Raw genomic sequence first — 14,887 nt, 5'->3', positions numbered from 1 at the left:
CAGTACGTCGGAGTATGCCTTCGGTGATGGAAACGTACGTGGAGAACCGGGAGATGGTGCAGCCGAACCACGCGAACACGCACGGCACCGCGCACGGCGGGAACGTCATGAAGTGGATGGACGAGATCGGCGCGATGAGCGCGATGCGCTTCGCGGGCGAGGAGGTCGTGACCGCGCGGATGAACCAGGTGAACTTCGGTCTCCCCATCCCCGTCGGAGACACGGCGCTCATCGAGGCGTACGTGTACGCGGCCGGCGAGACGAGCATGCGCGTCCGGCTGCGGGCGTTCCGGGAGAACCCGCGGACGGGCGAGCGCGAGCAGACGACCGAGTCCTTCTTCGTGTACGTCGCGGTGGACGACGACGGCAAGCCGACGACGGTTCCCGAGGTCACCGTCGAGAGCGACCAGGGCGAGGAGTACCGACGCATCGCCCTGGAGGGCGAGGACGAATGAGTCTCGACATCCCGACGGGCGAGGTGCCGGATCCGCCCGAACTCGACACGGAGGCGGACGTGGACGACTACGATGACCTCGACGTGGGCGGGAACGACTACCACCGCGAGGACCTCGAAGCCTTCCTCCGGGAGGGCGCGTGGGAGGAGGCGTTCGCCGAGTGGGCCGAGCACACCGACCTCACCGAGGAGGACTACCAGATCGTGTTCGACCTCGACCTCCTCTCGAACTTCGACTTCTTCTGGGACGACTTCGCAGACCGCGTCGGCTACCACGCGCCCGGCCTCCCCGAGGACTGGAAGCAGCGCGACCTCCACCCCGACCTCGACTCCTGGAGTACCGTCTCCGCGATCAACGCCTCACTCACCGAACTCGGCCGGACGGTCTCCGACCGGCTGAAGGCGGACTACGTGGACTGGGACGCGGAGTACGAGGCGCCGGACGACCTCCCGGACTTCGACTGACGGGGCTACGCAATCTGTTCAAACGCGCCCGGAAGAGGGCGCGAATGTACCAATGGTTAACGGGTGCGAGACGCCCCGGGGGAGGCGGTCTCGCACGCCGTATCGGAAAACACGCCCGTCAACAGTAAGCGTCTTATCCATATATGGGCGCATCAAATCCAGCTACCTTTGAGTTCCTTAAGGGCTATCGGTCGCCCAGTCGCGCGACCGTTCGACGGCGTCGCCCCAGCGGTCGTATTTTGTACGCCAGTCGCCGTCCCGCGGGCTGAACGCGCGGTCGGTGCGGCGGTTCTCGCGGAGGTCGTCGAGGCCGCTCCAGTAGTCGACGGCCAATCCGGCGGCGTATGCGGCGCCGAGCGCGGTCGTCTCGTCCACGACGGGGCGGTCGATGTCGGCGTTCATCACGTCCGCGATGAGCTGGCAGAGGAAGTCGTTCTTCACCGCGCCGCCGTCCACGCGGAGGGTGGAGAGGGAGACGTCGCTGTCGGCGAGCATCGCCTCGGCCACGTCCCGCGTCTGGTAGGCGATGGCTTCGAGGGTGGCGCGCACGACGTGTTCGCGACGGGTGCCGCGGGTGAGACCGACGATGGTGCCGCGGGCGCGCGGGTCCCAGTGCGGCGCGCCCAGCCCCGTGAACGCGGGGACGACGTAGACGCCGTCCGTGCCGTCGACGGCGCGTGCGAGCGACTCCGTCTCGCCCGCGTCCTCGACGAGGGAGACGTCGTTCAGCCACTCGATTGCCGCGCCGGTCGCGAAGATGGAGCCTTCGAGCGCGTACTGGACGGGTTCGCCGCGGCGCTGGAAGCCGATGGTGGTGAGGAGGCCGTGCGTGGACTCGACGGGCGTCTCGCCGGTGTTGAGGAGGAAGAAGGAGCCCGTGCCGTAGGTGTTCTTCGCGTCGCCGGCGTCGAAGCACGCCTGCCCGAAGAGGGCGGCCTGCTGGTCGCCGAGCGCGCCCGCGACGGGGACGCGCGCGCCGAGGAAGCCGTCGGAGTCGGTGTGGCCGTAGTACTCGTCGTCGGAGGACGGCCGAACCTCGGGGAGGCAGGCGCGCGGCACGTCGAACTCCGCGAGCAATCGGTCGTCCCACGCGCAGTCGTGGATGTCGTACAGCATCGTCCGACTCGCGTTCGTCACGTCGGTGACGTGCTCGCCGGTGAGGTTGTAGACGAGCCAGGAATCGATTGTACCGAACAACACGTCGCCGGATTCGGCGCGCTCCCGGACGCTCCGCGTGGCCGAACGCGTCGGTTCGATTGGGTCTGCGTTCTCCAGGAGCCACTCCAGTTTCGACGCGGAGAAGTACGCGTCCGGCTCCAGGCCCGTCGTCTCCCGCGCGTAGGCGTCGAGGTCGTCGCGCAGTCCCTCGATGCGTTCGGTGGTGCGGCGGTCCTGCCAGACGATGGCGTCGTGAACGGGCTCGCCCGTCTCCGCGTCCCAGAGCACGGTGGTCTCGCGCTGGTTCGTCACGCCGATGGCCGCGAGGTCGCCGGGCGCGATACCGGCGTCCGCGAGCGCCGCCTCCACCACGGACTTCGTGTTCGCCCAGAGTTCGGCGGGGTCGTGCTCCACCCAGCCCGGCTCCGGATAATACTGCTCGTGGGCCTCGTACGCGCTCGCGACCACGGACGCGTCCCGGTCGAACACCAGAAAGCGCGTGCCCGTCGTCCCCTGGTCTATCGCCCCGACGTACATACTCCGAAACGCACGCCGAACCCCCATAAGCGCGAAGGAAGAGGAAGCAGACTTGTATCGCCCCCGCCAGGGTCGCGTATGGAGACGTTCAGCGCGGAAGTCATGCACGTCGTCGGCCCCGACGAGCGCGACGACCACGACCTCACCCCCTACCTCGAACGAATCAGCGAGGGCCGCTACGTCCTCGTCGTTCGCAAGGGCGGGTCTCCGTCCTGGCTCGACCGCGTCGTCGCGTTCCTCCGCCGCGACTCCATCGAAGCCGTCACCGTCGTCGCGGACGACGCCTACGAGGAGGGCGACGAACTCCACGTCACCGCCACGAAAACCGAAATGGCGGGCGTATTCGACGCGACCGAGATTCGAGAAGCATAGAGGCGGCGAAGACGGGCAGTCCGCAGGACGGGAGCGTGCGTTCCGGACGAGTACGCCTATCAGGTTCGCGTTCGAATCCGTGTTCGAATGAGCGACGAGGGCGATATCGCGGACGCCGCGTTCGGCGTGCAGGCCGGGTTCGGGTTCGCGGGGAAGGCCGCGACGGCGGTCGTGGGGTTCGTCGGGTCGGTGGTGCTGGCGCGCGCCCTGGGGCCGACCGACTACGGCCTGTTCTACGTCGCGCTCTCCGCCGCCGCGTTCTTCGTGAACCCCGTGACGGGGTGGGCGACGGCGTGCAAGAAGCGGTTGACGGAACCCGGCTTCGCGGTGGGCGAGGCGGTGGGGTCGCTCGCGGTCGCGGTCGCCGCGCTCGCCGTCGTCGGCGTGCCGGTGGGGTACGTCGTGGTGGACGCGGTGACGGCGAACCCGGTGCTGCCGCTCGCGGTGCCCGTGCTGTTCGTGCCGCTCGCGGCGTACCGGGCGTCGACAACCCTGCTCTCGGGGCGTGCGAACTTCGCGCTCGCGGACTGGGCGCTCGTCGTCGAGACCGCCGTAACGACGATAGCGCAAGTCATGTTCGTCCTGCTCGGGTTCGGCCTCTGGGGAATGATTGGGGGTGCCGTCACGGGCGCGCTGGTCGTTCTTCCCGTGGTGTACCGCTGGCTCGGCGTCCGCGCGCGTCTTCCCTCTCGGGAGTCGCTGCGGTCGGTCGCGGCGTTCTCGAAGTGGTCGATTCCGCGCGGGTTCGTCGGCACCGGTCTCTCCCAGATGGACGTCCTGCTCTTGGGGTGGTTGGCGGCGGCGAGCGCGGCGGGGAACTACCAGGTCGCGCTCAAGGCGTCGATGCCGGCGACGTTCGTCTCCAGCGCGATCACGGCGGGGTTGATGGGGCGGGTGTCGGCGCTCGCGGGCCGGTCGGGCGGCGACTGGACGCCGGACTTCCGGAACGCGCTCTCGACGGGGAGCGTGCTCGCCGTCCCGGTCTTCGTCGGAAGCCTCGTGCTCGCAGAGTCTGTTGTCGTGACGGCGTTCGGCGGCGCGTACGCGGGCGCCGGCGCGTTCCTCGTCGGTCTCGCGGCGTACCGATTGCTCGAAACGCAGACCGCGCCCCGCGGGGCCGTGCTCGGCGGTCTCGACCGCCCCGACCTCGGGTTCTGGGTGTCGGCCGCCGAACTCGCGATCAACGTCGCGCTCGGTCTCGCGCTCTGGTACGCGTACGGCCCGCTCGGCATCGTCGCCGCGACGGTGGTGACGCAGGCGTTCGCGTACGCCGCGAACACCCTGCTCGTCCGCCGGCTCACCGACGTGCAGGTCGTCGTGACGCGGCCGTTCCTCGCGCAGCTCGGCGCCGGCGCGGTGATGGGTGGTGTCGTGTTCGCGGCGAAATCCAGTGTCGGCCTCGGCGGCTGGCCCGCGGTCGTCGGCGTCGTCGCGCTCGGCGCGGCCGTCTACTTCCTCGTGCTGTTCGCGGTCTCAGCCTACCACCGCGAGACCGTGCGCGGCATCTACGCCGACCTCGCCGGGTCGCGTGACGGCGGCCTCTAAGGTGCTGGCAGTTCCAGCAGTCGGTATGGACACCGAAGTACTGGTCGTGGGCGGCGGTGCGACCGGCGTGGGGGTGGCGCGCGACCTCGCGATGCGCGGCGTGGACGTGGTGCTCGCGGAGCGCGGCGGACTGAACGCGGGGACGAGCGGGCGGTCGCACGGCCTCCTGCACTCGGGCGCGCGGTACGCCGAGCACGACCCGGACGGCGCGCAGGAGTGCATCCGGGAGAACCGCGTGCTGAAAGATATCGCGGGCGACGCGGTGCGGGACACGCGGGGGTTGTTCGTCCAGCTCGACGGGGACGACCCCGGGTTTTTCGACGAGAAGCTCGCGGCGTGTCGCGACCTCTCGATTCCCGCGACCGTCTACGACGGCGACGCCGCCCGCGACCTCGTGCCGGGTCTTCCCGAGAGCGTCGAACGTACGATGGACGTGCCAGACGCGGTCATCTATCCGTCGCGTCTCGTGGCCGCGACCGCCGCGAGCGCGCGCGAGCACGGCGCGACGGTTCTGACGCACACGCCAATCGAAGGCTTGCTCACGACGGAGGACGGCGTCGTCGGCGCGTCCACCGCGGAGGGAGAGATTCGCGCTGAGCACGTGGTGAACGCGACGGGCGCGTGGGCGGGCCGCCTCGCGCGAACGGCGGGCATCGACCTGGAGATGACGCCGACAAAGGGCGCGATGGTGACCGTCGAGTACGACGGCCTCGATACCGTTCTGAATCGGTGTCGACCGCCCGCGGACGGCGACATCGTCGTCCCGCACGAGGAGGCGGTGGTGTTGGGGACGACGAGCGTCGAGGTGGACGACCCCGACGACTTCCCGGAGGGCTCTGAGGAAGTGGAGCGGATGCGCGCGGAGTGTGCGGACCTCCTGCCCGCGGTCGCGGACGCTCCGCTGGATCACGCGTACTGGGGGGTGCGGCCGCTCTACGAGCCGAGCGGCGTCGCCAAGGGACGCGGAATCAGCCGCGGGTTCTTCGTGCTCGACCACGCGGAACGCGACGGCGTCCCCGGACTGACGAGCGTCGTCGGCGGGAAGCTCACCACGTATCGGTTGATGGCGGAAGCGACCGCCGACCACGTCACGAACCTCTTGGGTGTCGACGCGGCGTGTCGGACCGCCGAAGAGCGGTTACCGGGCGCGGACGACGCAGAGAAACTGGATTCGTTCGTCCGGGAGTTCGACGCGGGCGGGCCGGCGGACGCGGACGTGCTCAGTACGTGATGTCGCCGGTGGCGCGTTCGAGGCCGAGCACGGCGAGCGCGCCGACGGCGGCGACCGCGAGGAGCGCGAGCGCGGTTTCGGGCGTCCACGCGGTGGTTTCGTCGACGATGACTTGGCCGGGGGCGCGGAGCGCGCCCGCCATGAGTGCGACGAGGAACGTCAGGGTGGCGGCGCGGTAGGTGTCGAGCGCCCACGCGACGACGCGCGCGAACGAGACGATGCCGACCGCGGCACCCAGCGAGAACGCGGCGAGCGTCGTCACGGGGGCGGTGGCGTTCCCGAGGTTCGCGTTCAGGACGGCGTCGGTCGCGGTTTCGACGGCACTCGTGATGACGTGGTACTGGCCGAGCGTGAGGAGGAGGAGGCTGCCGGAGACGCCGGGGAGCACCATCGCGCAGATGGCGATCGCGCCCGCGACGAACATCGTGGCGAGGCCCGCGGGGAGCGTGGCGGACGCCTGGCCGCTCACGGCGAACGCGAGCGCGAACCCGAGCACGGCGACGAATTTCCGGTTCGGTGTGGTGAGGTCGAGTTCGCTCCACAGGACGACGACCGAGGCGGCGATAAGCCCGAAGAAAAACGCGTACGTGAGCGCGGGATAGGTCGTTCGGGCGGCCTCGACGAGGTTCGCGACCGTCACGGCGGCGGAGACGACACCGAGGCCGAGGACGACGAGGAACGGGACGTCGAGCACGCCGAGGGCGGCGCGGAGTTCCGCGCGGGCGTCGTCCTGGTGGACGCGCGCCAAAAACGGCAGGAGCGCCCACGCCTCACGCGGGTCGAGGCCCGCGAGCGCCGTGATGAATCGGTCGTAAATACCCGTGATGAGCGCGATCGTGCCGCCGGAGACGCCGGGCACCGCGTCCGCAGCCCCCATCGCAGCGCCCTTCAGGTAGACGGCGACCCACTCGCGCACGGACATCTAGACGGGGCGTGCGACGAACGCGGTTGTATCGACGGACGCGACCGCGGTCGTGGTCGATGCGTCGCCGTCGGTCTCGACCGCGTCGAGCGTGGACGGCGAGACGAGGCTGGACGTGTTCGTGTCGTTCGTCGTGTTCGTCTCGCTGTCGTTCTGCGCGCCACCGGGCACGTCGAGGACTTCCTTCGTGAGTTCGACCGCGACCGCGGATTCGGTCTCACCGATGACGGCGGCCTCGGAGACGTGTGCGGTCGCGTTATAGGTCACGGTGAACGCGGAGTCGTTCACCACCGCCGGCGTGCTGAACGTGTACGGGCCGCTCGCGCGCACGCTGACGTTCGTGTGGCCGTTTTGGGGCCCCCAGTTGTCGTAGCCCGTGGTGGAGTACGGGAGCGTCATCGTGAACTCGCCGTCCGGCCCCGTCCGCACCTGCTGGGTGTACGTCGTCTGATTCCCGATGAGCTGGTTGCCCTGATAGGTCGTCGCCTCCAGCGTCACGGACGCCGTCACCGTCGTGTTCGCGGGCCCGGTGCCGTGGACGGTCGCGCCCGGCACGCGCTCGAACAGCTTCACCGCGCTCGGAAGGTTCCGGAACTGCGACCCCCGCAGAATCTGCTGGAAGCTCACCGACGCCTCGCTCGTGCCGACGAGCCGGTAGTGCTGGAGGGCGTTCACGTCCTCGACGGGCGTCCCGCCGAGCCCGCCGATCTGACTCGTGGGCTGACCCTGGCTCGTCGTGTCGTTCGCGACGAACGCCTTCGCGGCGGCGCGCGTCTCAAATGACTTCGTCACCGAATCGTTCTCGCCGCTCGGCTGATAGACGCGGAGATAGCCCCCATCCGACAGCGCGATGTTCCGATCCCAGTCGAGGACCGTCGTGCCCGTCGCTTCGACGCGGCTGCCGTGGTAGCGGTAGAGCCGCACCATCATGCTCTCGTAGTACGCCTGACTCCGCAACTGCACTTGCTGTTGAACTTGGTTCTGGGAGTTCAGGACGTAGAGCGGACTGTAGAAGTCGTACGCGCTGACGTTGTTCGCGAACACCGTCGGCGCGCTGAACTTCGCGTTCAACGACGCCATCTGCCAGTCCACCGCGACATACCGCGTCTCCTCACCCGGACTCCCGAGCTCTTGGAGGATGTTGTTCGCGACCGTCTCGTTCTGACTGAGGAGGTAGTTCGCGGCGGTGGTCGCGCCCTGCTGGAAGGGGTTCGCGTTCGGAATCCGCTCGCCCTCGACCGTAATCCAGTGGCCGTAGTCCCACCAGCTCATCACGCCGTAGCTCCCGTTCGGATACTGGAAGTCATCCGTCTTCCCGTAGGTTCCGTAGTAATCAAGCTGGTCGGCGTTCCCGGCGTTATTGAAGTTCCCCTCCGCGGGCGTGTTCTCGTTCATCCAGTCCAGCATCGAATCCCACGCCAAGACGGACGAACTCGGCCCCGTGTTTCCGGTGTCGACCGCGGTGCTGCTGGAGATGTTTCCGTACTGCGTGCTCTGGAACGTGAACGGCACCGCGAGCGGCACAATCAGGACGAGCACGACGAGCGCCACCGCGAACACCTGACTCGCGTCCACGTCTTCGAGCCGCTGGGCGGCACTCGCGCCCGTGCCGACCATCCGGAGGAGTTCGACCGCCGCGAACCCGCTCAACACCGCGACCGGGACGGCGAGGTAGTAGTTGAACCGCACCTGCGTGAACGCCGCGGACGTGAGGAACACACCCCAGACGACGATGAGGAGGTGTTCGGCCGGCCGGTCGTCCATAATCGCGGAGACGGCGATAATGAGACCGACGATAGCGACGCCGATGAGCTGGGACTGCACGCCCACGAACTCGCCCACGCCCTGCATCAGCCCCGGGAACGCGAGCATCACGAGCACGACGAGCGCAGACGCGGCGACGAACCCGACGCGACGGAGGTTCCGGCTGCGGAGCGTCGGCCGCCACAGCAGCCACGCGCCCGCAAACACCGCAATGAAGAACGTCAGCCCGTAATCGAGGAAGATGACCGCGAAATCACTGATGCCGTACCGGCTGGCTTGAGCGAGGAACGGCTGCGCCTCGCTGATGGTGCGCTGGGCTGCTCCCGCGCTGAATCCGACGAACCGCAGGAGGTTCGACTGCACCATCGAGAACAGGCTCGGAATCGCAACGGCGACGACGCCCGCGCCCGCGAGGATGACGCCGCCGACCGTCACGGGGTAGAGCGCGGTGTCGAGGTTCTTGGTGTCCCACTGGCGGGCGAGCCACGCCATGAACGCCGCGCCGAACGCGACTGCGAACGCGAACAAGGGCTGTAGCGGGCCAGGCTGTGACGCCGAGAAGGACGTGACACCAAAGGGGAGCAGCGCGAGGAGTCCGGTCGTCGTCATGCTCACCGCGCCGACGAACGCGACGTGATCCGGGCTCGTATCGTTGTAGTAATCGGAGGAGAGCTGGACGACGAAGAACACGCCGAAGATACCGACGAGAAGGACGCCCGGCGGCCAGACGTAGAGATAGAGTGCAGTCGCAATCCCTGCGAGCACGCTCCATCCGAGCGGCTTCCGGAGCGCGGCGAACTCCCGTTCCGCGACCTGCTCCCAGACGGGTCGTTCACGTTCCGCGACGGACAGCGCAACCATCATCGCGAGCACCGCCAGCGACATGAACAGCGGCTCCGCGATGTTGTGATCCGCCGACCCGACGAGAGAGCGTGAGAGGAAGAGGCCGGGCAGAAGGCCGAGTACGACGGCGGCGATGACGCCGCCGAGCCGGCCGCTGAGGCGCTTCCCGATGAAGTAGGTGGGGATGGTGATGAGCGTCCCGAACACCGGCGGCGCGAACAACACACTGAGGGCGACCGTCTTCTCACTCGGGCTCCCCAACCCGACGATCAGGGCGGCCGTTGCGATGAGCTGGTCGAACAGCGTGCCGAACTGCCCCACGGACGTCCCGAACGGGAAGCCCGTCCACGGATCGAACGGCATCGTCGCCGGCCAATGCCCGACCGTGTACTGCACCATTCGATAGTGATACCACGCGTCGTTCCCCGAGAAGAACACCTCACCACCCCGGGTGAACGCCTCCCAGGACTTCGCCCGCACCCAGAACATGAACGCAAGCACCAGTGCGAGCGTGGGATACTGATAATACTGTTTGAGCCAGTCCCCAGCGCGCTGGAGGGCCTCGCCGGACTGGTCGCCGTCATCGCTCATTGCATTGAGGGTTGAGGAAGACGCCGATAAGGTTTGTGAAAGCCAGAGACGTTCAACGAACCTGCGGAGCGAAGTAGCAGGTGCGTTCTAGAACGGCCCGAACTCGCCGTATACGTATTCTCAGTGCGGTATTAAAGATGTTTTGCGCATGTATTTCGCCACGGAGAGTTTGCGGACTCCTTAACTTTGTGAATTGGGGGGATAACCGGAAAACGATTTATCAGAATGTATTATTCGGATCGGTTTGAACTGTTCGCACATCGTACTCGGCTGTTGACTCTTCTTTTCTGTTCGATTCAAATGCGACTAAAGCCACATTTCCGTGTTCCGGGTTTGTGACGTAGCTCAGTACGGTGTATTCCCTCGTAAGTTTCGGCAATACATGCGTTCTGACTAGTGCATATTCCGTCGATATATTCTCTATCGAGGAGATTTCGATTTCAGGGGCCGCGTAGAACGCGAACGGGAAGAGGGGTTCTGATTCGGCAAGGGCGTTCTGGAGAGTGATCTCCTCGTTTATCACGTCATCATGATAGTTGATTGTGATAGCTAGTTGTTCCTGCTGAGCGTCCCAGCTTGCTCCAGCCCCTCCACCAGGCCATACTATTGCGGTCGGTGCCGCCAACCCGGGAAGAAGAATGAGCAAAACCCCCGCACGAAGCAAGTGGTCTTTACTGGAGGATAATTTGCGTACAAATCCTCGAGTCTTTGGATCACCTGCCCCCAACACAATGACAGTACCACACAGGACAGTTAAAACGTAACCAATGCCAGATGGAACTGTCCCGCCAATGACGAACGTTTCGAGAGTGTCTATCGGATACCCAACATCGATACGCGATAGAATCAGTCCCGGAACTCGATAGGAAAACAGAAGTATGCCGACGCTGCCGAGAACGGCGGATAAGCGGGCTAGACCATCCCCGTTGATGAGTCTTTGTGCGAAACGGGCGACTAAAATTGCGACCGCGGGATACATCGGGAAGAGATAGTGATGGTGGTTTCCAGCGAACGCGAAGAATACGGGGACACACGTGGCCCACCACACAAGAAAGACTGCGCGTCCAACGTCCTCTCCTGCTTTATATACTCTGTAGAGTTCGACGACGACGGCTTGGGGGAGAAAGTAAATTAACGGGTCAAGAGCGACGGGAAGTAGTTTGACGAACGGATAGTCCATGAAGCTAAAGAGTGCGTTTCCTGCGGAGTACCCTTGGCCAGCAGCCCGACCCAATACTTGTTCGAAAAAGATCTCTTGAACGAATTCCCAGCCAAACCGACTGTACATATATACCGGCCAGGGAAGAACGATAGCCGTCGCGACTACCGCAGCTCGCAGGGTTTCTTTCGTTAGGAACGTGCGGAACCGTGCAATGACTAGTGGTGCCAAGATAATTGCATAAATGCCAGCCGCGAATCCCTTCACGAGGACGGCAAATGCGAGCGCGAGACCTGCTGGTATCAGAGTTCGACTGTGACCGTCAATGAAACTGAGTACCCAGTAAACAAATAGGGTTCCGAAACAGACGAATAACAGATCGACCGCGGCAGTCCGGCTCGCGTTCTGACCCGCGAACAAGTGGGGAATAATGAGGAAAAAGAATCCAGCGAGTAATCCCGTTGTTTCCCCATAGTTCCGTTGAACAAACAGATATGTCGCGAGTGCGATAACCAGAGTCGCGAGTGCAGACGGGAGACGAACAGCTACGACCGAGTGCCCGAGGCCCCAGAGAAAGATTTCTTGAATCCAGAAGGCCAACGGTGGTTTCTCTAGAAATGGGCCGAGTGTTCCACTCCAGAGACCGGTCGGGACAATCCACTGACCGTGTCGAACACCGTATTCTGCAATGTATGCATACACTCCCTCATCCCACGAGAGTAGGGGAAATTCCCCGAGACCGATGAGATACACGAACCCCCACGTGAGACAGAGGACACCTATGGAAACGCTCGTCTCACGAAACGCCGTGAACGATGAGTCATCCGCCATATCCTACGAGATTTTTCACACTCGTATGAAAATTCGGAATTCAAGCTAATATCTCCTCCCCCTCCCTCCCTACTGTGCACCTCAGAACGGCCCGAACTCGCTGTATACGAATTTACGGAGTTTACTTGAGGACGCTTCCCACGTGTACTTCTCCGCTGCGAGTTCGCGTCCGGCCTGTCCAATCTCTCGACGTTGTTCGAGGTTGGTGGCGAACGCCTCGATGGCTGCCGGAAAGTCATCGATTTCGGAGATGACTAACTCGCGGCCATCGGTCGCGTCAAGTCCGCGCGCGCCGAACGGCGTCGACACGACTGGAAGGCTCCGTGCGAAGTAATCGATGAGTTTGATGTTCGTCCCGCCACCGGAGAGCATCGGATTGAGCGCGATGTCCGCGGCATCGAAGTGCGCCTCGAAATCCTCCTCCACGTAGCCCGTCGTCGTCACGTTTTCCGGAAGATTTCCCTCACTCAGTGCGTTCCCGACGCTTCCCATAATCAGAAAGTGAACCGGCGGCGATTCTCCAAGGAGTTCGTGAGCCACGTCGAGAGTCGCGTTCGCGGCCTCGACGTTCGGCTTGTAGTCACTCCCCATGAAGAGACAGACCGTCGCGTCTTCGGCAATCCCGTATCGCTCACGGACGCGCTCGGCAGACTCGGATTTGGGGCGGTGTTCGCGAAGACTCTCTTCGTACGTGCCGTTCGGCGCCACGAGAATCGGGCCACCTGGGTCGTACTTTTCTCGATACACGTCCGCGTCTCGCTCACTCGTGCACACGATGGCATCCGCACCCTCCACGGACTCCCGCTCAAGAGCATCGACCCGATGTTCCACCCAGTCACTAAACACCGGTTGAGAGATGTCCCCAAACCGCTCCGTCTCTACGTTGTGACTCGAAAACACAACAGGAGTGTCATCGTTCACATGGTCGAGGACGTACGGCGTCTGCCACGGCTCACGCGCCAGCACGACATCCGCGTCCTCAAGCATTCGACCAAGACCGGCACTCGCTATCCCGAGCGCTTCGCTCTGGAAAACGTTCGGATACCCCAAGAGCATCGGCGCCTTGAGGAGTTCGTGAAGCGGATGGAGATGCCGGTACTCCGTATAGTTTTCCGCTATCTCGACTTCTCTGCGGAGGTCGAGTGACTTGTACATCGCCGGCGACCCACCCTGACAGAACCGCTCCACTACGTCGTCGAATTCCGGGAACTCCTTCACCAGGCCGTGCGTCCGATGATCCCCACCTAAGCGAGGCGGATAGGTGACGTACGGAGCGACCTGCGTGAGGTGCATGGTCTAGAAGGCGAGTAGTCTGTTTTTAGGGCTGCCGATTCAGAACCAAATCCCCTATAGCTATGTGTCAGATTCCTCGAATCGCTGGCTCCCATCAAGTACGACCTCACGTAAACCGTCCTCGAATTCCTCGTAACTGTAGCGCTCAGCGAATTCCTGGATTTCGTCGCTATCGAACTGGGTCGGATCGAACGACCGAACTGTGTCGCGAAGTGATTCTACGTTCGCCTCGAATGTGAGTCCCGTAATTCCTTTCTCGATTTGGTATCGTGTGAATCCTTCGTTCACACCGATGAGTGGCTTACCCGCGCTCAGGGCTTCTGCACCGACCAGCCCGAAGTCCTCTTGACGGGGGGCGTAGACGACGGCGGTTGCCCGTGCGGCGAGCGACTCAATGTCCTCAACGAACCCACGAATTTCGATGTTATCGTGTCCGTTCGCCATTCGTTCGAGCTTCTGGCGTTGCTCCCCATCTCCCGCGACTATCAGCCGCTCATCCAGATCCTGGAATCCCTCAACGATAAGATCGATTCGTTTCTCCGGATCGAGCCTTGACCACGTGAGGAAGTATCCATCGTCACCTTCGTTTCGCCAGTCACCAGTTATCGGAGGATACACGACCTCGGCATCACGTGCGTAGTAGCGACGGATCCGGTCACGGATTAGTTCGCTGTTTCCCACGAACGTATCGACGTAGTCAACGGCCTCCTTATCGAGCGCTCGCCAGATCTTCGCGTACACACGAGCACCGAACGCGATCCCCGGATAGTCCAGTCGCTTCATTCGGTTACGGAATAGATCGTAAAGCCACCGCGGAGGACTGTGTGGATAGTGAACTATCCGCTGATTGGTGTCTGGGACGTAGTATTTTGAGAGCGGGCCACTTTCTAATAAAACGTCGTATTCGCTGAGTTCGTCAACCCCTTCAGTCATGTCGAACGCGACACTCGCTGACTCAAATGGATTCATACCTCCGTTTCGCCATTTCAGCAACCGACCACTTACACCGCCCATGTACTTCGACTGGCGAATAGTCCGGACCTCGACAGTATCAGGGATTTGAACGCTGTCGTCAATGTACATCGTGTAAACTGGGGAGTCAAGTACTTTTGCTGCCTCAATCGCGAACGTCTCGCTCCCACCGATTGTCGGAAAACGGTCGTGTAGAATGGCAACGTTTTCAGTAGACATCTCGGGATCTACAGTAAATCAGCAATTGAGAAACGCACTTCGATCCAATTACGGCTGTGATCGGTCATTATAACAGTACCACTAAGCCACGCCATAAAGATGTTTGCCGTATCGTACGACATACTTCAAGAGTGGTACTGAATCACTATAAGGCGGTGGAATCGCCTATTTCACAGCACACTCGATTGTAGACGGTACATATCAGGGCGGTTTCTTGGCCGTATCGCAAAATGGATAGAGTTCAGTGGCAACTGACACCCATAGGGGGTTCTCTGGTTTCCTGGCCACGAGGTAACCTACGCACACTGAACTTAACGTACAGTTCGAACTGAACATTGACGGGAAGAAAGATTACTGGGCGCATTCACCGGGTTTGTCACTGACTATGACGTCAAATCTTTGCTGTTCGAATCGTTCGGCCTCACCGTCGCAGAATCTTTATCCACAGGAACACCCCCCCTCCCCCTGCGTCCTGAAATCTGCGACAGCACTGCAGGACTGGTGCGGTCAAGATAATGTTGAGTGTGTTAC

At 63.4% G+C, this 14,887-nt stretch carries 11 protein-coding genes; 5 read left to right on the top strand and 6 right to left on the bottom strand.

Going from position 1 to position 14,887, the window contains the following annotated elements:
* Window positions 1–14 precede the first annotated feature (14 nt).
* Entirely contained in the window at window positions 15–455 is a 441-nt protein-coding gene (locus tag FQU85_RS09085; RefSeq protein WP_145847103.1) for an acyl-CoA thioesterase, read from the top strand.
* The gene (locus FQU85_RS09080; protein ID WP_145847101.1) at window positions 452–919 is read left to right on the top strand and encodes a hypothetical protein; all 468 of its coding nucleotides are present in this window, start codon (window positions 452–454) and stop codon (window positions 917–919) included. Before FQU85_RS09085 ends, FQU85_RS09080 begins: the two co-directional genes overlap by 4 nt.
* A gap of 177 nt (window positions 920–1,096) precedes the next feature.
* Here the strand turns inward: FQU85_RS09080 and glpK are convergent, their stop codons facing one another.
* Entirely contained in the window at window positions 1,097–2,614 is a 1,518-nt protein-coding gene (glpK, locus tag FQU85_RS09075) for a glycerol kinase GlpK (RefSeq protein WP_206022032.1), read from the bottom strand.
* 78 nt (window positions 2,615–2,692) lie between these two features.
* On the opposite strand from glpK, the gene FQU85_RS09070 reads away from it, so the two are divergent.
* The 3 genes from FQU85_RS09070 to FQU85_RS09060 all read left to right on the top strand — a co-directional run bounded on the left by FQU85_RS09070 (window position 2,693) and on the right by FQU85_RS09060 (window position 5,762).
* The gene (locus FQU85_RS09070; protein WP_145847096.1) at window positions 2,693–2,986 is read left to right on the top strand and encodes a hypothetical protein; all 294 of its coding nucleotides are present in this window, start codon (window positions 2,693–2,695) and stop codon (window positions 2,984–2,986) included.
* A gap of 87 nt (window positions 2,987–3,073) precedes the next feature.
* Window positions 3,074–4,531: an oligosaccharide flippase family protein gene (locus FQU85_RS09065; protein ID WP_145847095.1), complete on the top strand. Its 1,458-nt coding sequence runs from the start codon at window positions 3,074–3,076 to the stop codon at window positions 4,529–4,531.
* Window positions 4,532–4,556: 25 nt separating this feature from the next.
* Window positions 4,557–5,762, top strand: a complete 1,206-nt coding sequence (locus FQU85_RS09060; RefSeq protein WP_145847093.1) for an FAD-dependent oxidoreductase — start codon at window positions 4,557–4,559, stop codon at window positions 5,760–5,762.
* On the opposite strand, the gene FQU85_RS09055 is transcribed toward FQU85_RS09060, so the two are convergent.
* The 5 genes from FQU85_RS09055 to FQU85_RS09035 form a co-directional block, all read right to left on the bottom strand.
* Entirely contained in the window at window positions 5,752–6,684 is a 933-nt protein-coding gene (locus FQU85_RS09055) for a DUF368 domain-containing protein (RefSeq protein ID WP_145847091.1), read from the bottom strand. The genes FQU85_RS09060 and FQU85_RS09055 overlap by 11 nt on opposite strands.
* The gene (locus FQU85_RS09050) at window positions 6,685–9,882 is read right to left on the bottom strand and encodes an oligosaccharyl transferase, archaeosortase A system-associated (protein ID WP_145847090.1); all 3,198 of its coding nucleotides are present in this window, start codon (window positions 9,880–9,882) and stop codon (window positions 6,685–6,687) included.
* Window positions 9,883–10,102: 220 nt separating this feature from the next.
* Window positions 10,103–11,872, bottom strand: a complete 1,770-nt coding sequence (locus FQU85_RS09045; protein ID WP_145847088.1) for a glycosyltransferase family 39 protein — start codon at window positions 11,870–11,872, stop codon at window positions 10,103–10,105.
* A gap of 81 nt (window positions 11,873–11,953) precedes the next feature.
* Window positions 11,954–13,165, bottom strand: a complete 1,212-nt coding sequence (locus tag FQU85_RS09040; protein WP_145847086.1) for a glycosyltransferase family 4 protein — start codon at window positions 13,163–13,165, stop codon at window positions 11,954–11,956.
* 60 nt (window positions 13,166–13,225) lie between these two features.
* On the bottom strand, window positions 13,226–14,356 hold the full coding sequence (locus FQU85_RS09035; RefSeq protein ID WP_145847084.1) for a glycosyltransferase: 1,131 nt from the start codon (window positions 14,354–14,356) through the stop codon (window positions 13,226–13,228).
* Window positions 14,357–14,887 lie beyond the last annotated feature (531 nt).

Source organism: Salarchaeum sp. JOR-1 (assembly GCF_007833275.1).
GTDB lineage: Archaea > Halobacteriota > Halobacteria > Halobacteriales > Halobacteriaceae > Salarchaeum.
The sequence above is the reverse complement of the archived record's forward strand: the minus strand, read 5'-3'. Positions and strand labels throughout refer to the sequence as shown.